Origin of the sequence: Streptococcus infantis, assembly GCF_047463655.1 — a bacterium.
Classification (GTDB): domain Bacteria; phylum Bacillota; class Bacilli; order Lactobacillales; family Streptococcaceae; genus Streptococcus; species Streptococcus infantis_Z.
Map to the genome: position 1 here is coordinate 24,714 of NZ_JASHDM010000004.1, position 18,258 is coordinate 42,971.

16 protein-coding genes are annotated in these 18,258 nt (G+C 40.1%); 12 read left to right on the top strand and 4 right to left on the bottom strand.

What is annotated here, in order from left to right; all coding sequences use genetic code 11:
- Window positions 1–266: 266 nt before the first annotated feature.
- Both QM877_RS04710 and alaS read left to right on the top strand, forming a co-directional pair.
- Complete coding sequence (locus tag QM877_RS04710) at window positions 267–752, top strand: LURP-one-related/scramblase family protein (protein WP_414317744.1); 486 nt, start codon at window positions 267–269, stop codon at window positions 750–752.
- A 16-nt stretch (window positions 753–768) separates the two neighbouring features.
- On the top strand, window positions 769–3,387 hold the full coding sequence (gene alaS / locus QM877_RS04715; RefSeq protein WP_414317745.1) for an alanine--tRNA ligase: 2,619 nt from the start codon (window positions 769–771) through the stop codon (window positions 3,385–3,387).
- A gap of 94 nt (window positions 3,388–3,481) precedes the next feature.
- Here the strand turns inward: alaS and gdhA are convergent, their stop codons facing one another.
- Entirely contained in the window at window positions 3,482–4,828 is a 1,347-nt protein-coding gene (gdhA, locus tag QM877_RS04720) for an NADP-specific glutamate dehydrogenase (protein ID WP_075230690.1), read from the bottom strand.
- Between the two features lie 229 nt (window positions 4,829–5,057).
- Between gdhA and QM877_RS04725 the strand changes: the two genes are divergently transcribed.
- From QM877_RS04725 to QM877_RS04750, 6 genes are all read left to right on the top strand, one after another.
- Window positions 5,058–5,993: a dihydroorotate oxidase gene (locus QM877_RS04725; RefSeq protein ID WP_414273710.1), complete on the top strand. Its 936-nt coding sequence runs from the start codon at window positions 5,058–5,060 to the stop codon at window positions 5,991–5,993.
- A gap of 32 nt (window positions 5,994–6,025) precedes the next feature.
- Entirely contained in the window at window positions 6,026–7,063 is a 1,038-nt protein-coding gene (gene holA / locus QM877_RS04730; RefSeq protein ID WP_414317746.1) for a DNA polymerase III subunit delta, read from the top strand.
- Between the two features lie 69 nt (window positions 7,064–7,132).
- Window positions 7,133–7,738 (top strand): superoxide dismutase SodA, encoded by a 606-nt coding sequence (gene sodA / locus QM877_RS04735; protein ID WP_126419845.1) that lies wholly within the window; start codon window positions 7,133–7,135, stop codon window positions 7,736–7,738.
- A 151-nt stretch (window positions 7,739–7,889) separates the two neighbouring features.
- Window positions 7,890–8,798 (top strand): LysR family transcriptional regulator, encoded by a 909-nt coding sequence (locus QM877_RS04740; RefSeq protein WP_049526940.1) that lies wholly within the window; start codon window positions 7,890–7,892, stop codon window positions 8,796–8,798.
- The gene (gene lspA / locus QM877_RS04745) at window positions 8,795–9,256 is read left to right on the top strand and encodes a signal peptidase II (protein WP_414317747.1); all 462 of its coding nucleotides are present in this window, start codon (window positions 8,795–8,797) and stop codon (window positions 9,254–9,256) included. Before QM877_RS04740 ends, lspA begins: the two co-directional genes overlap by 4 nt.
- Window positions 9,246–10,136: an RluA family pseudouridine synthase gene (locus QM877_RS04750; RefSeq protein WP_414317748.1), complete on the top strand. Its 891-nt coding sequence runs from the start codon at window positions 9,246–9,248 to the stop codon at window positions 10,134–10,136. Before lspA ends, QM877_RS04750 begins: the two co-directional genes overlap by 11 nt.
- A gap of 23 nt (window positions 10,137–10,159) precedes the next feature.
- On the opposite strand, the gene ffh is transcribed toward QM877_RS04750, so the two are convergent.
- Genes ffh through QM877_RS04765 form a run of 3 tightly spaced genes read right to left on the bottom strand, consistent with a single transcriptional unit; the run spans window position 10,160 to window position 12,293 of the window.
- The gene (ffh, locus tag QM877_RS04755) at window positions 10,160–11,725 is read right to left on the bottom strand and encodes a signal recognition particle protein (RefSeq protein WP_414317749.1); all 1,566 of its coding nucleotides are present in this window, start codon (window positions 11,723–11,725) and stop codon (window positions 10,160–10,162) included.
- 17 nt (window positions 11,726–11,742) lie between these two features.
- Complete coding sequence (locus tag QM877_RS04760) at window positions 11,743–11,958, bottom strand: 2-oxoglutarate:acceptor oxidoreductase (protein ID WP_414317750.1); 216 nt, start codon at window positions 11,956–11,958, stop codon at window positions 11,743–11,745.
- Window positions 11,959–11,960: 2 nt separating this feature from the next.
- Window positions 11,961–12,293, bottom strand: coding sequence for a putative DNA-binding protein (locus QM877_RS04765; protein WP_045615678.1), 333 nt, complete (start codon window positions 12,291–12,293; stop codon window positions 11,961–11,963).
- A gap of 153 nt (window positions 12,294–12,446) precedes the next feature.
- Here QM877_RS04765 and rnc point away from each other — a divergent pair, with 153 nt between their 5' ends.
- From rnc to QM877_RS04785, 4 genes are all read left to right on the top strand, one after another.
- The gene (gene rnc / locus QM877_RS04770; RefSeq protein ID WP_414317751.1) at window positions 12,447–13,145 is read left to right on the top strand and encodes a ribonuclease III; all 699 of its coding nucleotides are present in this window, start codon (window positions 12,447–12,449) and stop codon (window positions 13,143–13,145) included.
- Window positions 13,136–16,675: a chromosome segregation protein SMC gene (gene smc, locus QM877_RS04775; protein ID WP_414317752.1), complete on the top strand. Its 3,540-nt coding sequence runs from the start codon at window positions 13,136–13,138 to the stop codon at window positions 16,673–16,675. Before rnc ends, smc begins: the two co-directional genes overlap by 10 nt.
- A gap of 86 nt (window positions 16,676–16,761) precedes the next feature.
- Window positions 16,762–17,421 carry a trimeric intracellular cation channel family protein gene (locus QM877_RS04780; protein ID WP_414317753.1) on the top strand — a complete coding sequence of 220 codons (660 nt, stop codon included), beginning with the start codon at window positions 16,762–16,764 and terminating at the stop codon, window positions 17,419–17,421.
- A 137-nt stretch (window positions 17,422–17,558) separates the two neighbouring features.
- The gene (locus QM877_RS04785) at window positions 17,559–18,137 is read left to right on the top strand and encodes an HD domain-containing protein (protein ID WP_414317754.1); all 579 of its coding nucleotides are present in this window, start codon (window positions 17,559–17,561) and stop codon (window positions 18,135–18,137) included.
- Window positions 18,138–18,258: the final 121 nt, after the last annotated feature.

Here is an 18,258-nt window from a genome sequence, read left to right on the forward strand (position 1 = left end):
GAAAGTTAACTCATGCTATTGGTTAGGATTATTTCCAGTTGACGCAGGCTTAAAAAAACGATATAATAAGAAAGTTGAGAATTGGTTTTCTCTCCATCTTAGTTCAGAGAATTGGCGGTGCTGCGAGCCATCTAAGATAGAAAGTCATGCTACTCAATCCAACAATTGCATAAGAATCAAAGAATGACAAGTTCATTGAATGAAGGTGGTACCGCGGTTTTTCGCCCTTCGTGATATGGATTTGTCTTTTATTTTTGGAGGTGTTTATGAGAACATTTCTTGTTAAACAAAAATTTCGCTTAGGTGGAGAACGCTTTGATATCAAGGATGAGTTGGGCAATGTTGCCTATCAGGTTGAAGGTTCATTTTTTAAGATTCCTAAAACCTTTACCATCTATAATGTTGCTGGTGAACAGGTTAGTGAGATTAGTAAGGAAGTCTTAACTTTCCTACCTCGTTTTGAAATTCAACTGAGTAACGGTGATCATTTTTATATCCGAAAGAAGTTGACTTTCTTCAGAGATAAGTATGAGTTTGATAATCTCGGTCTTCGTATCGAAGGAAATGTCTGGGATTTGAATTTTAAATTGCTGGATGATCGTGACCAAGTGATTGCTGAGATTACCAAGGAACTTTTCCATTTAACCTCAACTTATACCGTAACTGTCTATGAAGACTCTTATGCAGACCTAGTCATTTCCCTCTGTGTCGCTATTGACTATGTAGAAATGCTAGAAAGCCAATCAAATTAGTAAAAAGGAGATACAAATGAAACAATTATCTAGTGCACAAGTACGCCAAATGTGGCTTGATTTCTGGGCGACCAAAGGTCATTCAGTAGAACCATCAGTAAGTTTGGTTCCTGTAAATGATCCAACACTTTTGTGGATCAACTCAGGGGTTGCCACTCTTAAAAAATACTTTGATGGAACCATCATTCCTGAAAACCCACGTATTACCAATGCCCAAAAGGCCATCCGTACTAACGACATCGAAAACGTAGGGAAGACTGCCCGTCACCATACTATGTTTGAAATGTTGGGGAACTTCTCAATCGGGGATTACTTCCGTGACGAAGCCATTACTTGGGCTTATGAACTTTTGACAAGTCCTGAATGGTTTGACTTCCCAGCTGAAAAACTTTACATGACCTACTATCCGGCCGATAAAGATTCATACAACCGCTGGATTGAAGTGGGAGTGGACCCAAGTCACTTGATTCCGATCGAAGATAACTTCTGGGAAATCGGTGCGGGACCTTCTGGCCCTGATACAGAAATCTTCTTCGATCGTGGAGAAGCCTTTGACCCAGAAAACATTGGTCTTCGTCTTCTTGCAGAAGATATCGAAAATGACCGTTATATCGAAATCTGGAACATCGTTTTGTCACAATTTAACGCAGACCCTGCTGTTCCTCGTAGCGAGTACAAAGAATTGCCACACAAAAACATTGATACGGGCGCTGGTTTGGAGCGTTTGGTGGCGGTTATCCAAGGGGCTAAGACAAACTTTGAAACAGACCTCTTCATGCCGATCATTCGTGAAGTAGAGAAATTGTCTGGTAAGGTTTACGACCAAGATGGCGACAACATGAGCTTCAAGGTTATTGCAGACCACATCCGTTCTCTTTCATTTGCCATCGGTGATGGTGCCCTTCCTGGAAATGAAGGTCGTGGTTATGTCCTTCGTCGTCTTCTCCGTCGAGCTTCTATGCATGGTCAAAAATTGGGTATCAATGAGCCTTTCCTTTACAAACTCGTTCCAACTGTTGGAAAAATCATGGAAAGCTACTACCCAGAAGTTCTTGAAAAACGTGACTTTATTGAGAAAATCGTTAAGAGCGAGGAAGAGTCATTTGCTCGTACTCTTCACTCAGGTCAACACTTTGCCCAAGGCATCGTAGCAGACTTGAAAGAAAAAGGACAATCTGTCATTGCTGGTCAAGATGTCTTTAAACTCTATGATACATACGGATTCCCAGTGGAATTGACAGAAGAAATCGCTGAAGAAGCTGGTATGACTGTAGACCGTGAAGGCTTCGAAGCAGCCATGAAGGAACAACAAGAACGTGCGCGTGCATCTGCTGTCAAAGGTGGATCTATGGGTATGCAAAATGAAACCCTTCAAAACATCACTGTAGAAAGTGTCTTCAACTACAATGCTAGTCAATTGTCTTCTAAGTTGGTGGCTATCGTAGCTGACAATGCCGAAGTAGAAGCTGTGTCAGAAGGAACTGCCTCACTTATCTTTGCGGAAACTCCATTCTATGCTGAAATGGGTGGACAGGTCGCTGACCACGGACAAATCTTGGATGAGTCAGGTAAGGTCGTGGCTACTGTCACAAATGTTCAAAAAGCACCAAACGGACAAGCTCTTCATACAATTGAAGTCCTTGCACCACTTTCCTTGAACCAAGAATATACTTTGACAATTGATACAAATCGTCGTCACCGTGTTATGAAAAATCACACTGCGACTCACTTGCTTCATGCTGCTCTTCACAATATCCTTGGAAACCACGCAACACAAGCAGGATCTCTTAACGAAGTTGAATTCCTTCGCTTTGACTTTACCCACTTCCAAGCAGTGACTGCTGAAGAATTGCGTGCGATTGAACAGCAAGTTAACGAGAAAATCTGGGAAGCACTTGAAGTTAAGACAGTTGAAACGGATATTGACACTGCCAAAGAAATGGGTGCTATGGCTCTCTTTGGAGAGAAATATGGTAAAGAAGTCCGTGTTGTGACAATTGGTGACTACTCTATCGAGCTTTGTGGTGGTACCCACGTTGGCAACACTTCTGAAATTGGTCTCTTCAAGATTGTCAAAGAAGAAGGGATCGGATCAGGAACTCGCCGTATCTTGGCAGTGACTGGTAAGGAAGCCTTTGAAGCCTACCGTGAACAAGAAGATGCTCTTAAAGCAGTCGCAGCAACCTTGAAAGCACCTCAACTTAAAGAAGTACCTCACAAGGTAGAAGGACTTCAAGAACAACTTCGTCAATTGCAAAAAGAAAATGCTGAGTTGAAAGAAAAAGCCGCAGCTGCAGCCGCAGGCGACATCTTCAAGGATGTGAAGGAAGTCAATGGTCACCGTTACATTGCTAGCCAAGTTTCTGTATCTGACGCTGGTGCCCTTCGTACTTTTGCAGATAACTGGAAACAAAAAGACTACTCTGATCTTCTTGTCCTAGTTGCCGCTATCGGTGACAAAGTCAATGTCCTTGTAGCAAGCAAGACAAAAGACCTTCATGCAGGAAACCTTGTCAAAGAATTGGCACCAATCGTCGATGGACGTGGTGGTGGTAAACCAGACATGGCCATGGCAGGAGGAAGCAACCAATCTAAAATCCAAGAATTGTTGGATGCAGTAGCAGGTAAATTGTAAGAAAATAAAGATCTATCCACTCGGATAGGTCTTTTTTAATATATAAGAAAAAACTCCTCACAGGAGATGTGAGGAGTTATATAGTTACTAGGAATTAAACAATACCTTGGGCAATCATAGCGTTTGCTACGTTTTCAAAGGCTGCAATGTTTGCACCTGCAAGGTAGTCAGTACCAAGACCGTAAGTTTCTGCAGTTGTTTTAGCTGTGTTAAAGATGTTAGTCATGATGTCTTTCAAGCGACCGTCAACTTCTTCACGTGTCCATGAAAGGCGAAGGCTGTTTTGGCTCATTTCAAGAGCTGATACAGCTACCCCACCAGCATTGGCAGCTTTGGCAGGTCCATAAAGGATTCCATTTTCCTTGTAGACTTTGATAGCTTTAAGGTCGCTAGGCATGTTAGCACCTTCAGATACACAGATAACTCCTTGAGCAACCAAGCGTTTCGCAGCTTCACCGTTGATCTCGTTTTGAGTCGCACATGGAAGAGCGATATCGTAGTTTCCAGTGTAAGTCCATACAGAACCTTCGTAGTAAGTAGCAGTTGGTTTTTCTGCAGCGTACTCAGTCAAACGAGCACGACGTTTTTCCTTAACATCTGTAAGAAGGTCAAAGTCGATACCATTTTCATCAATGACATAACCATTTGAGTCAGATACAGAGATAACAGTTGCACCAAGTTCAGTTGCTTTTTGAAGAGCGTATTGAGCTACGTTACCAGAACCTGAAATCACAACTTTCTTACCAGCAAAGCTGTTGTCGTTAGCTTTAAGCATTTCTTCAGTGTAGTAAACCAAACCGTAACCAGTTGCTTCTGGACGGATCAAGCTACCACCAAAACCAAGAGGTTTACCAGTCAAGACACCAGCATCAAATTGGTTGAGGCGTTTGTATTGTCCGTAAAGGTAACCAATCTCACGTCCACCAACACCGATATCACCAGCAGGTACGTCAAGAGATGGTCCGATGTATTTTTGCAATTCAGTCATGAAGCTTTGGCAGAAGCGCATCACTTCAGCATCAGTTTTGCCTTTAGGATCGAAGTCTGATCCACCTTTACCACCACCGATTGGAAGTCCAGTCAAAACGTTTTTAAAGATTTGTTCGAATCCGAGGAATTTCAAGATCCCTTGGTTTACAGTTGGGTGGAAACGAAGTCCGCCTTTATATGGTCCAACAGCTGAGTTGAATTGAACACGGTAACCACGGTTAACTTGAACTTTTCCATCACGGTCAACCCAAGGAACACGGAAAGAAATCACGCGCTCAGGTTCTGTGATACGTGCCAAGATATTTTCTTCAATATACTCAGGGTGTTTTTCAAAGACAGGCTCCAAAGTGCTGAAGAATTCTTCAACCGCCTGGAGAAATTCAGCCTCATGCCCGTTACGAGCTTTTACAGTTTCAAACACGCTTTGGATATATTCTTTAGCAGATGTCATATCGTTCTCCTTTTTGTTGTCATATTTTATTACATGAGACATTATAGCAGAAAAATTTTTCAGTGTAAAGAAAAAAACATAAATTTTCTAAAAATTCGTTCAATTTAAAATGACTGATTCAAAACATGCTAAAAAACGAACCTTTTCTATGGAAATGGTTTTATTGAAAAGCAAAAGTCAAAGTATGGTATAATAATAGACATAAAAAGGAATCTGGAGGAACAGAATCATGGTATCAACTAAAACACAGATTGCTGGTTTTAAGTTTGACAATTGCTTGATGAATGCAGCTGGTGTAGCTTGCATGACCATAGAGGAGTTGGAAGGAGTTAAAAACTCAGCAGCAGGAACCTTTGTCACCAAGACAGCAACCTTGGAGTTTCGTCAGGGGAATCCTGAACCACGCTATCAAGATGTTCCACTCGGTTCTATCAACTCAATGGGGCTCCCAAATAATGGTTTAGATTATTACCTTGATTATCTTCTGGAATTACAAGAAAAGGAACCAAATCGTACTTTCTTTCTCTCTTTAGTTGGAATGTCTCCAGAGGAAACTCATACCATCTTGAAAAAGGTTCAAGAGAGTGATTTTCGTGGTCTAACTGAACTCAATCTCTCATGTCCAAATGTTCCTGGTAAACCTCAGATTGCCTATGACTTTGAAACTACAGACCGTATCTTGTCAGAAGTCTTTGAGTATTTTACAAAACCATTAGGAATTAAGCTTCCACCTTATTTTGATATTGTTCATTTTGACCAGGCTGCAGCGATCTTTAACAAATATCCGCTCAAGTTTGTCAATTGTGTCAACTCTATTGGAAATGGTCTTTATATAGAAGATGAGTCAGTCGTGATTCGTCCCAAGAATGGCTTTGGTGGAATCGGTGGAGAATACATCAAACCAACAGCCCTTGCTAATGTCCATGCCTTTTATCAACGCTTGAATCCAGAAATTCAAATCATCGGAACAGGTGGAGTATTAACAGGACGTGATGCCTTTGAACATATCCTATGTGGTGCCAGCATGGTGCAGGTAGGAACTACCCTGCATAAAGAAGGTGTAGGTGCTTTTGATCGCATTACAAACGAACTCAAAGAAATTATGAAGGAAAAAGGTTATGAAAGCCTTGAAGATTTCCGTGGTAAATTGAATTATATTGATTAAATAAAAGCGAAACTAAAAAGAAAGGAGAAATGATGCTAGCAATAGAAGAAAGCCGAAAGCTATCCCTATCAAATTTACCTAGTTTGACCCTGTTTACAGGGGCTGATCAAGGACAGTACGACATCATGAAAACTCAGGTTCTAAAGCAAATCGGCTACGATCCTGCAGATTTGAATTTTGCTTATTTTGATATGAAAGAAGTAGACTACAAAAGCTTGGAACTAGAGCTGGTCAGTCTTCCTTTCTTTGCGGATGAAAAAATTGTTATTTTAGATCATTTTCTCGATATAACGACAGCTAAAAAACACTATCTATCTGATGATGAGCTTAAGGCTTTTGAAGAATATTTGGAAAATCCATCTCCGACGAGTAAATTAGTTATTTTTGCTGAAGGGAAGCTGGATAGTAAGAGACGTTTAGTCAAATTACTCAAGAGGGATGCCAAGATTTTTGAAGCCATCGAGCCAAAAGAACAAGAGATGCGTGCTTATTTTCAAAAGTGGGCTCAGGAACAAGGACTTTCCTTTGAGGGGAAAGCTTTTGAACAGTTACTTATCAAATCAGGTTTTCAATTCAGTGAAATTCAGAAAAACCTACTCTTCTTACAGTCTTATAAGGATGATGACCGGATTACCGAAGAAGACATTGTTGAAGCCATACCAAAGACTTTGCAGGATAATATCTTTGATTTAACTCAGTTAATATTGACTAAGAAGATTGATCAGGCACGTGATTTAGTAAAAGATTTGACTTTGCAGGGAGAAGATGAGATTAAACTGATTGCCATTATGTTGGGGCAGTTCAGACTTTATACACAAGTGAAAATTTTGCAAGAGTCTGGTCAGATAGAGTCCCAGATGGTCAGCAGTTTAGGTCATTATCTTGGTCGCAATCCGAATCCCTACCAAATCAAGTTTGCCCTTCGTGATTCACGAAGACTATCCCTTGATTTTCTCCAGAATTCTATTCGTCATCTCATCCAAGCTGATTACCAAATTAAGACAGGAGTTTATGAGAAAGGCTACCTGTTTGAGAAGGCTTTGTTGCAGATTGCTAGCCAGTCAAATTGAGCAAATAACTTGAAAAAATAGGATGATTGCGTTATCATCTTTATATAGAAAGAAAAAGAGGTATTACAGATGGCTATTATCTTACCAGATCTTCCATACGCTTACGATGCATTGGAACCATACATCGATGCTGAAACAATGCACTTGCACCATGACAAACATCACCAAACTTACGTTAACAATGCAAATGCAGCTCTTGAAAAACACCCTGAAATCGGTGAAGACCTTGAAGCTTTACTTGCTGATGTAGAATCTATCCCAGCTGATATCCGTCAAGCGCTTATCAACAACGGTGGTGGACACTTGAACCACGCTCTTTTCTGGGAATTGATGACTCCTGAAAAAACAGCTCCTTCAGCAGAACTTGCAGCAGCAATCGATGAAACTTTCGGTTCATTCGAAGAATTCCAAGCAGCATTCACTGCAGCAGCAACAACTCGTTTTGGTTCTGGATGGGCATGGTTGGTTGTTAACCAAGAAGGTAAACTTGAAGTAACTTCAACTGCAAACCAAGACACACCAATCTCAGAAGGCAAAAAACCAATCTTGGGCTTGGATGTTTGGGAACATGCTTACTACGTGAAATACCGTAACGTTCGTCCTGACTACATCAAAGCTTTCTTCTCAGTTATCAACTGGAACAAAGTTGACGAGCTTTACGCAGCAGCTAAATAATCTTAATAACGACACCTTTTGGTTAGAATTTCATCTAACTTGAAAGGTGTTTTTTGGTTGCTTTCCTCAGAAGTATCTGTCTTATGATTTTCCTTTGTTGGATAGGCTTGATTTATGGTATAATGATAAGATAGAAATCGAAGGAGAAATCATGAATATTCAACAATTACGCTACGTTGTAGCTATTGCTAATAGTGGTACTTTTCGTGAAGCGGCTGAGAAGATGTACGTTAGCCAACCGAGTCTATCTATTTCTGTAAGAGACTTGGAAAAAGAGCTTGGCTTCAAGATTTTCCGCAGAACCAGTTCAGGTACTTTTCTTACTCGCCGTGGAATGGAATTTTATGAAAAGGCACAAGAATTGGTTAAAGGATTTGATGTTTTCCAAAATCAGTATGCCAATCCTGAAGAGGAGAAAGATGAGTTTTCAATAGCCAGCCAGCACTATGATTTCTTGCCACCAACCATTACAGCTTTTTCGCAACAATATCCTGACTATAAGAATTTCCGTATTTTTGAATCAACAACTGTTCAGATTTTGGATGAAGTAGCCCAAGGACATAGTGAGATTGGAATTATCTACCTCAACAATCAAAACCAAAAGGGAATTATGCAACGGGTTGAAAAGTTAGGACTTGAAGTGATTGAGTTGATTCCTTTCCAGACGCATATCTATCTGCGTGAAGGGCATCCTTTAGCCAAGAAAAAAGAGTTGGTTATGGAGGATTTGGCTGATTTACCAACAGTTCGATTCACACAGGAAAAGGATGAGTATCTTTATTACTCAGAGAACTTTGTAGATACAAGTGCTAGCTCTCAAATGTTTAACGTAACTGACCGTGCTACCTTAAATGGAATCCTTGAAAGAACAAATGCTTATGCGACTGGTTCTGGATTCTTAGATAGCGACAGTGTGAACGGGATCACCGTTATTCCGCTAAATGATAATCTCAATAATCGCATGGTTTATGTGAAACGTGAGGAAGTAGACTTGAGCCAAGCGGGAACCTTATTTGTAGAAGTTATGCAAGAGTATTTTGATCAGAAGAGGAAAGCATGAAAAAAAGAGGAATAATTGCAGGGATTATAGCAGCCTTAATTGTCTTAGATCAATTGGTAAAGGCGTACGTCGTTCAAAATATTGCTCTTGGTGAAATCAAATCATGGATCCCAAATCTAGTTAGTTTAACCTATCTGCAAAATAGAGGAGCAGCCTTTTCTATCTTACAAGATCAGCAGTTGTTATTCGCTGTCATTACCCTGGTCGTCGTGGTAGGTGCCATTTGGTATCTCCATAAACACATGGAGGATTCCTTATGGACTGTCTCAGGATTGGTTTTGATTATTGCAGGTGGTCTAGGGAATTTTATCGATCGCATCAGTCAAGGATTTGTCGTGGATATGTTCCACTTAGACTTTATTAATTTTGCAATTTTCAATGTAGCTGATAGTTATCTGACAGTAGGAGTAGTTGTGTTATTGCTTGCAATGCTAAAAGAGGAAATGAATGGAAATTAAAATTGAAAGAGGCGGACTACGTTTAGACAAGACTTTGTCAGATTTGACAGAACTGTCGCGAAGTCTCGCCAATGAACAAATCAAATCAGGCCAAGTCTTGGTCAACGGTCAGGTTAAAAAAGCCAAGTATACGGTCCAAGAGGGTGATGTCGTTACTTATCAGGTGCCAGAACCAGAAGTTTTGGAGTATGTGGCTGAAGATATTCCTTTAGAAATCATTTATCAAGATGAGGATGTAGCTGTAGTTAACAAACCTCAAGGAATGGTTGTTCATCCAAGCGCTGGTCATACCAGTGGGACCTTGGTTAACGCCCTTATGTACCATATCAAGGACTTATCAGGCATCAATGGTGTCTTGCGTCCAGGGATTGTCCATCGTATTGATAAAGATACATCTGGACTCTTGATGATTGCTAAAAATGATGATGCCCATTTAGCACTGGCTCAAGAATTGAAGGATAAGAAGTCTCTTCGTAAATATTGGGCCATCGTTCATGGTAATCTTCCAAACGACCGTGGAGTCATTGAAGCGCCGATCGGACGTAGTGAAAAAGACCGTAAGAAACAAGCTGTGACTGCCAAAGGTAAACCAGCAGTGACACGTTTCCAAGTCTTGGAACGCTTTGGTGATTATACATTGCTGGAGTTGCAACTGGAAACAGGACGTACTCACCAAATCCGTGTACACATGGCTTACATTGGTCATCCTGTCGCTGGGGATGAGGTTTATGGTCCTCGTAAAACTCTGAAGGGGCATGGACAATTTCTCCATGCCAAGACACTTGGATTTACCCATCCAAGAACAGGTGAAACTATGGAGTTTACTTCCGAAATCCCAGATATCTTTAAAGAGACTCTGGAAAAACTTCGAAATAACTAAAAAAGGACTCAAGCGAGTCCCTTTTATTTGCGTTTTTTCTTAGCTTTTTTCATTTTATTAGCCATGCGTTTCATGGATTGCTTCATAGCAAATTCACCGATTTTACCCTTGAGACCTCCACCGAACATCTGGCTCATATCAGGCATTCCTGCTCCTCCAAGAGATGACAAGTCAGGCATACCACCTTGTCCCATCATACCTTCAAGGGCTGACATATCCATACCACCAGGTATATTTTTAGGAAGGTTGTTAGGGTTGATGCCCATCTGTTTCATCATCTTGTTCATGTCACCAGACATGACACCTTGCATGAGTTGTTTAGCTTGGTTGAAGTCCTTGATGAACTTGTTGACTTCGATAAAGGTATTACCAGAACCGGCAGCGATACGACGACGGCGACTTGGAGTAAGTAAGTCTGGGTTTTCACGTTCTTCAGGAGTCATAGAAGAGACGATGGCACGTTTGCGAGCAATTTGTTTTTCATCCACCTTCATATTTTGAAGGGCAGGATTGTTGGCCATACCAGGAATCATCTTGAGCAAATCTTCCATTGGCCCCATATTTTGCACCTGATCCAACTGATCGATGAAATCGTTGAAATCAAAGGTATTTTCTCGCATCTTTTCAGCCATTTCAAGGGCTTTTTGCTCATCGTATTCTTGGGAAGCTTTCTCAATTAGAGTCAGCATATCCCCCATACCGAGAATACGGCTAGCCATACGGTCTGGGTGGAAGGTTTCGATGTCTGTAATTTTTTCACCAGTACCAGTGAATTTGATTGGTTTTCCAGTGATGTGACGAACAGAAAGGGCCGCACCACCACGAGTGTCCCCGTCAATCTTTGTAAGGATGACACCAGTCACTTCCAACTGAGCGTTAAATTCACGCGCAACGTTAGCAGCTTCTTGACCGATCATAGCATCGATGACAAGAAGAATTTCATTTGGTTGAGCTAGAGCTTTGACATCACGGAGCTCATTCATGAGAAGTTCGTCAATTTGCAAACGACCTGCCGTATCGATCAAAACATAGTCGTTATGGTTAGCTTTGGCTTGCTCCAAACCTTGGCGAACAATCTCAACTGCAGGAACTTCAGTACCAAGAGCAAAGACAGGTACATCAATTTGTTGTCCAAGTGTTTTCAATTGGTCGATAGCAGCAGGACGATAGATATCAGCCGCAATCATCAAAGGACGAGCATCCTCTTCCTTTTTGAGTTTATTGGCAAGTTTACCTGCAAAAGTTGTTTTACCAGCCCCTTGCAAACCGACCATCATGATAATAGTTGGGATTTTTGGTGACTTGATAATCTCAGCAGTGTCTGAGCCAAGAACTTCTGTCAATTCTTCATTGACAATCTTGATGATTTGTTGAGCTGGATTGAGGGTATCAATGACTTCATGCCCAATGGCACGTTCACGAACCTTCTTGATAAAGTCTTTGACAACAGGTAAAGCAACGTCGGCTTCTAAAAGAGCCAGACGAATTTCTTTGGTTGCTTCTTGGATATCACTTTCTGTGATTTTTCCTTTTTTACGTAGGTTTTTAAAGACGTTCTGCAAACGTTCTGTTAAATTTTCAAATGCCATTATTTTCTCCTATTTTTTCAATTCAGTGGAAATCGTCCGAAATGTTGCAAACACTCTAGTTCTTCGGGTGTGACTTCTTTCATGATTTCATTTGGATATCCCCAACAGCTAAAACCTATTTGCATAGCTTTGGAGATATCATTGGGCGAGATAATCTGTAGTCGACTAGGAAATGGTTCCTCTGCGGCTAATAGTTTGCAAGGTATTCCTTGATAAATAACTAGACTGTCCATGATTACTCCCGATTGTCAATACTTGTTAAAATCTCAATTTGCTCTTGGAGAAAAGCATCTTCTGGATAGCGCTCAATGATCTGATCAAAAATCTGACTGCGGACAATGTAGTCAGAGTACATATGAAGCTTCATCTCATAGTCTTCCAGTATCTTTTCTGTTCGTTTGATATTATCATAAACAGCCTGACGACTAACACCAAATTCTTCAGCAATTTCAGCTAAACTATAGTCATCTGCATAATAGAGTTCGATATAGTTCATTTGTTTATCAGTCAAGAGGGCTGCATAAAATTCAAACAGAGCATTCATTCGATTGGTTTTTTCAATTTCCATAAGATTTATTATACCAAAAAATAGCCTGATTCGCTAGCTAGGGATAGTTTTTAGATAGAAGTTGTAATTAAGTTTTTTTACTCTTATTTTCTGACGATAAGGTCTTTTTTTGATATAATGGATAGGATTATAATGATTTAGAAAGAGGTAGTCATGAAAGAATTAGAATCAGTGTTACAAGAACGTTTTGATCTTGTTTTTTCAGATAAAAGCTTACTTGAAACAGCTTTTACCCATACCAGTTATGCCAATGAGCACCGCCTCTTAAAAATTTCACACAATGAACGCTTGGAATTTTTAGGAGACGCTGTTCTGCAATTATTAATTTCAGAATATCTGTTTAAAAAATACCCTAAAAAACCAGAAGGGGACTTGTCAAAACTCCGTGCTATGATTGTCCGTGAGGAGAGTTTGGCTGGTTTTGCCCGTGATTGTCAGTTTGACCAGTTTATCAAGCTTGGTAAGGGGGAGGAAAAGTCTGGGGGTCGTAACCGAGACACGATCTTGGGCGACGCCTTTGAAGCCTTTTTAGGTGCCCTTCTTTTAGACAAGGATATAAAAACTGTAAAAACATTTATCTACCAAGTCATGATTCCTAAGGTTGAAGCTGGCGATTTTGAGATGATCAAGGATTATAAGACTCACCTCCAAGAATTACTTCAAGTCAATGGTGATGTCGATATTCGTTATCAGGTGATTTCAGAGATTGGGCCAGCCCATGATAAAATGTTTGAGGTTGAAGTCCTTGTTGAGGGGCAAAGTTTAGGTTCCGGTCAAGGACGCTCCAAAAAATTAGCAGAGCAGGAAGCCGCTAAAAATGCAGTTGAGAAAGGGCTGGATTCATGTATTTAAAGGAAATTGAGATCCAAGGATTTAAGTCCTTTGCTGACAAGACCAAGGTTCTTTTTGACCAAGGGGTGACGGCGGTTGTAGGACCAAATGGCTCTGGGAAATCAAATATCACTGAAAGCCTCCGTTGGGCACTAGGTGAATCTAGTGTGAAAAGTCTGCGTGGCGGCAAGATGCCTGATGTCATCTTTGCTGGAACAGAAAGTCGGAAACCTCTAAACTACGCTTCTGTTATTGTTACTTTGGATAACCAAGATGGCTTTATCAAGGATGCAGGTCAGGAAATCAAGGTGGAGCGTCACATATATCGTACTGGAGATAGTGAATACAAGATTGACGGTAAAAAAGTTCGTCTTCGTGATATTCATGACCTTTTCTTGGATACTGGACTTGGACGTGATTCCTTCTCTATTATTTCCCAAGGGAAGGTCGAAGAAATCTTTAACTCTAAGCCTGAGGAACGCCGCGCTATCTTTGAAGAAGCGGCGGGAGTCTTGAAATATAAAACTCGTCGCAAAGAAACAGAAAGTAAGCTGCAACAAACTCAAGACAATCTAGACCGCTTGGAAGATATCATCTATGAGTTAGATAATCAAATCAAGCCCTTAGAAAAGCAAGCAGCAACAGCTCGTAAATTTATGGACTTGGACAGTCAGCGTAAAGGTATCTACTTGGATGTTCTGGTTGCACAAATTCAAGCCAATAAGGCTGAATTGGATGTCACAGAAGAAGAATTAAACCAAGTCCAAGAACTGTTGACTAGTTATTATCAAAAACGTCAAGACTTAGAAGAAGAAAACCAAACTCTCAAAAAGAAACGTCATGATTTGCAGGCTGAGATGGCAAAAGACCAGTCAAGCTTGATGGATTTGACTGCTTTAATCAGTGATTTGGAACGGAAGTTGGCCTTGTCTAAACTGGAGACTGAGCAGGTTGCTCTCAATCAACAAGAGGCTCAAACTCGTTTGGCTAGTTTAGATGAAAAGAAAAATACTCTTATTCAGGAAAAGGAAGAAAAAGAAAACAGTCTAAATAAGTTAGAAGAAGAATTAGCTGTTAATACTAAAGAACTCAATCGTTTAGAAGCTGAGTTGCTAGCTTTTTCTGATGATCCAGACCAAATGATTGAGCAATTGCGTGAACGTTTCGTTGCCTTTTTACAAGAAGAAGCTGATGTGTCTAACCAGCTGACACGGATTGAAAATGACCTTGAAAATAGTCGCCAACAGACTCAAAAGCAAGAAGAACAATTAGCATCCTTGAAGGAACAATTGGCTACTGCTAGATCTAAGGCAAGTGAACAAGAGGCTGATCTAAAATCAGCACAAGAAAAAGTACAGTCCTTGCTTGCTGACTATCAGACGCATGCTAAACAGGAAGAAGAACAAAAGCAGGCTTATCAAAGCCAGCAAAATCAACTATTTGACCGCCTAGATAGTTTGAAAAACAAACAGGCCAAGGCGCAAAGTTTGGAAAACATCCTTAAAAACCATAGTAATTTCTATGCAGGTGTTAAGAGTGTTTTACAAGAGAAAAATCGCCTAGGAGGTATTGTCGGAGCGGTTAGTGAACATTTAACTTTTGATGTTCGTTATCAAACAGCTCTTGAAATTGCCCTCGGAGCAAGTAGCCAACATATCATCGTTGAAGATGAACAGGCAGCAACAAAGGCCATCGATTTTCTTAAGAGAAATCGAGCTGGTCGCGCTACCTTCCTACCTTTGACAACTATTAAGGCACGTAACATTTCTAGTCAGAACCAAGATGTGATTGCCTCAAGTCCAGGTTTTCTTGGCATGGCAGATGAATTGGTTACCTTTGATGCAAAGCATGAAGCAATATTTAAAAACTTGCTAGCTACGACAGCTATCTTTGATACAGTGGAGCATGCGCGTGATGCAGCTCGTAAGGTGCGTTATCAGGTTCGGATGGTAACCCTAGATGGTACAGAATTGCGAACAGGTGGTTCTTATGCTGGTGGTGCCAATCGTCAAAATAACAGTATTTTCATCAAGCCTGAATTGGAGCAATTGCAAAAAGAAATTGCTCAAGAAGAAAAGTTGATTCGTCAGGAAGAAGAAAAACTGAAAACAGTTCAAGAAAACTTAGCTAGCCTCGCTCAAACTTTGGAGGCCATTAAATCTCAAGGAGAGCAAGCTCGTATAGAGGAGCAGGGCTTATATCTGACTTATCAACAAACTTGCCAACAAGTCGAAGAACTCGAAACACTTTTAGAACTTCAGGAAAAAGAATTAAACAACCTCAGAGGTGGAGATTGGCAAGTTGAAAAAGAAAAATGCCAAGAACGTCTCTCAATCATCGCAACTGAAAAGCAAAAGCTGGAGTCTGAGATTGAAGAAATCAAGTCCAATAAAAATGCGATTCAAGAACGTTATCAAAGCTTGCAGGATAAACTTTCTCAAGAACGTCTGCTCAAAACAGAAATGATAGGGCGAAAGCGTTACGAAGTTGCAGATATTGAACGGATTAACAAAGAGCTTGAATACCTTGAAATGGAGCAAGAAGAGATTGAACGTCTTTTGCAAGAAAAGGTAGACAATCTTGAAAAAGTTGATACGGAACTTTTGGCCAAGCAGGAAGCAGAAGCCAAGAGTCAGAAGGAAGAAATTCAACAAGGGCTTATTCGTAAGCAGTTTGAGCTGGATGATATTGAAGGTCAATTGGATGATATTGCTAGTCATTTAGAACAAGCTCGTCAGCAAAATGAAGAATGGATTCGTAAGCAAACACGTGCAGAAGCAACCAAAGAGAAGATTACGGACCGACTTCGTTATCTTCAAAGCCAATTGACAGAAGAATATCAGATTAGCTATACGGAAGCCCTAGAACAAGCCAATCAGTTAGAAGATTTAGCTATGGCTGAACAAGAGGTCAAGGATTTGGAAAAATCTATCCGTTCACTTGGTCCAGTCAATCTGGATGCCATTGAACAGTTTGACGAAGTTCACGAACGCTTGGAATTCTTAAATAGTCAGCGTGATGACATTCTTTCTGCCAAAAATCTTCTTCTTGAAACCATTACAGAGATGAACGATGAAGTGAAGGAACGATTTAAATCAACCTTTGAAGCTATTCGTGAATCCTTTAAAGTGACCTTCAAGCAGATGTTTGGTGGTGGTCAAGCGGACCTAATTCTGACAGAAGGTGATTTATTGACAGCAGGTGTCGAAATCTCTGTTCAACCGCCTGGTAAGAAAATCCAATCTCTCAACCTCATGAGTGGTGGAGAGAAGGCCTTGTCAGCTCTTGCTTTGCTCTTCTCAATCATTCGGGTCAAGACCATTCCATTTGTTATCTTGGATGAAGTAGAGGCTGCACTCGATGAAGCTAACGTTAAACGCTTTGGGGATTATCTCAATCGATTTGACAAGGATAGCCAGTTTATCGTCGTTACCCACCGTAAGGGAACCATGGCAGCAGCAGACTCTATCTATGGGGTAACCATGCAAGAATCTGGTGTTTCTAAGATTGTTTCTGTTAAACTAAAAGATTTAGAAAATATGGATGCTTAGTTAGTGCTCGTTACAAATTTTTAAACTAAGCATTTAAATTACCTTCAAGAAGTCGGAAGGGTTACAAAATAATTTGAGGAGCTTATATGGATTTTGATCTATTCCTAATGATCTGTAATTATATTGGAACTATAGCCTTTGCTGCTTCAGGAGCCATCAAAGGATTCGGTAAACGTTTAGATATTTTTGGAATCAGTTTATTGGCAATTGTAACTGCAGTAGGCGGAGGAATCCTAAGAGATTCCATTATCAGTCGCTTTCCTGCTTCTCTAGCAGATCCTAGCCCCATTTATGTCTCTATCCTGGTAGCGGTTATCATGTATGTCTTTGTAACTTCAAAACAGGCCAATGCTAGTCATGATAAAAAGTTCTATAAGTGGTTGAGAGAAGCCTATCTCATCTTTGACTCCATTGGGCTGATTATCTTCTCCTTGATTGGAGCGACAGCCTTAGTGGATAGTAAGCTAAATTTGATGTCTGCAGGGATTTTGGCTTGTTTAACAGGAGCCGGTGGTGGTATTATCCGAGACCTCTTAATCAACGAAGTTCCAAGTGTTCTAAAAGAAGACATCTATGCCCTTCTATCTTTCGTAATTGGAGTTATTTATTACTGGCTAGCATTTGTTCTTCATTTTCCTAGAATTTCTGCCTTTATCATTCTCTCGATAGCTGGCTTTGTGATTCGACTTTGTATTATTAAGTTCAAGCTCTCTTTGCCAAATATGGATAAGAGAACCTTGAACTGATGAATAAGCGAGAATTATTTTATCAGCGTCTAATCTCATGTGGATTAGGCGTTATTTTTTGCAAATACGGGAAATTAATGATGTAAAGATTATTTTTTGCTAATATATTTGTAATTTCGAATAAGGTTGGAATAGCAATGAGTAATTTGAAACATTCAGTTGATTTTATTAAAGAAATAGAGAAATTAAAGGCAGTAAGAAGATTTAATAGAACTCTTGATGGCAGATTTGAAAATAGTGCCGAACATTTTTGGCAGGGTGCCATAGCTGCGATGGTTCTTCAAGATTATTATCCTGAAAAATTGGATATGGAGAAAGTCACTTCTATGTTATTGATTCATGATTTAGGTGAGATTTATGCTGGAGATACTTGGGTGTTTGATGATGAAAAAAAGCTTCATTCTCATGATAGAGAACGAGCATCTATAGAAAAAACAATGAGTATCCTTCCAGAAGAAAAATATTTACAAATGAAAAATTCGTGGTTGGAATTTGAAAAAGGGCAGAGTTATGAAGCAAGATATGCAAGAGTGATCGACGCCTTGGTACCGCTGATAAATCACTTGGAAGTGTCAGAATTCAATTATAATCCTGATAATATCAGTGCAGACATTGTATTAGAAAAGAAAAAGTTCATAAAAAGTGAATCAGAAGAATTATGGAGACTGACAGAAGACTTGATTAAGGAAAGTGTGGAAAAGGGCTTATATTTTTAATAACAATTGGCCCAATAGAAGATAGATTTTTAACTGGAGAATGGAAATATATATGATTAAACTTGTCACAACTGAAATTGGAATAAGGAAATTGATACAGTAAAATACAAAGAAAGCCTTG

Excerpts from the sequence above, each read along its gene's own strand:
- QM877_RS04740 (WP_049526940.1), top strand. The coding sequence starts at position 7,890 with ATGAATATTCAACAATTACGCTACGTTGTAGCTATTGCTAATAGTGGT.
- QM877_RS04725 (WP_414273710.1), top strand. The coding sequence starts at position 5,058 with ATGGTATCAACTAAAACACAGATTGCTGGTTTTAAGTTTGACAATTGC.
- holA (WP_414317746.1), top strand. The coding sequence starts at position 6,026 with ATGCTAGCAATAGAAGAAAGCCGAAAGCTATCCCTATCAAATTTACCT.
- smc (WP_414317752.1), top strand. The coding sequence starts at position 13,136 with ATGTATTTAAAGGAAATTGAGATCCAAGGATTTAAGTCCTTTGCTGAC.
- rnc (WP_414317751.1), top strand. The coding sequence starts at position 12,447 with ATGAAAGAATTAGAATCAGTGTTACAAGAACGTTTTGATCTTGTTTTT.
- lspA (WP_414317747.1), top strand. The coding sequence starts at position 8,795 with ATGAAAAAAAGAGGAATAATTGCAGGGATTATAGCAGCCTTAATTGTC.
- QM877_RS04760 (WP_414317750.1), bottom strand. The coding sequence starts at position 11,958 with ATGGACAGTCTAGTTATTTATCAAGGAATACCTTGCAAACTATTAGCC.
- QM877_RS04710 (WP_414317744.1), top strand. The coding sequence starts at position 267 with ATGAGAACATTTCTTGTTAAACAAAAATTTCGCTTAGGTGGAGAACGC.
- QM877_RS04785 (WP_414317754.1), top strand. The coding sequence starts at position 17,559 with ATGAGTAATTTGAAACATTCAGTTGATTTTATTAAAGAAATAGAGAAA.
- gdhA (WP_075230690.1), bottom strand. The coding sequence starts at position 4,828 with ATGACATCTGCTAAAGAATATATCCAAAGCGTGTTTGAAACTGTAAAA.
- sodA (WP_126419845.1), top strand. The coding sequence starts at position 7,133 with ATGGCTATTATCTTACCAGATCTTCCATACGCTTACGATGCATTGGAA.
- QM877_RS04780 (WP_414317753.1), top strand. The coding sequence starts at position 16,762 with ATGGATTTTGATCTATTCCTAATGATCTGTAATTATATTGGAACTATA.
- alaS (WP_414317745.1), top strand. The coding sequence starts at position 769 with ATGAAACAATTATCTAGTGCACAAGTACGCCAAATGTGGCTTGATTTC.
- ffh (WP_414317749.1), bottom strand. The coding sequence starts at position 11,725 with ATGGCATTTGAAAATTTAACAGAACGTTTGCAGAACGTCTTTAAAAAC.
- QM877_RS04750 (WP_414317748.1), top strand. The coding sequence starts at position 9,246 with ATGGAAATTAAAATTGAAAGAGGCGGACTACGTTTAGACAAGACTTTG.
- QM877_RS04765 (WP_045615678.1), bottom strand. The coding sequence starts at position 12,293 with ATGGAAATTGAAAAAACCAATCGAATGAATGCTCTGTTTGAATTTTAT.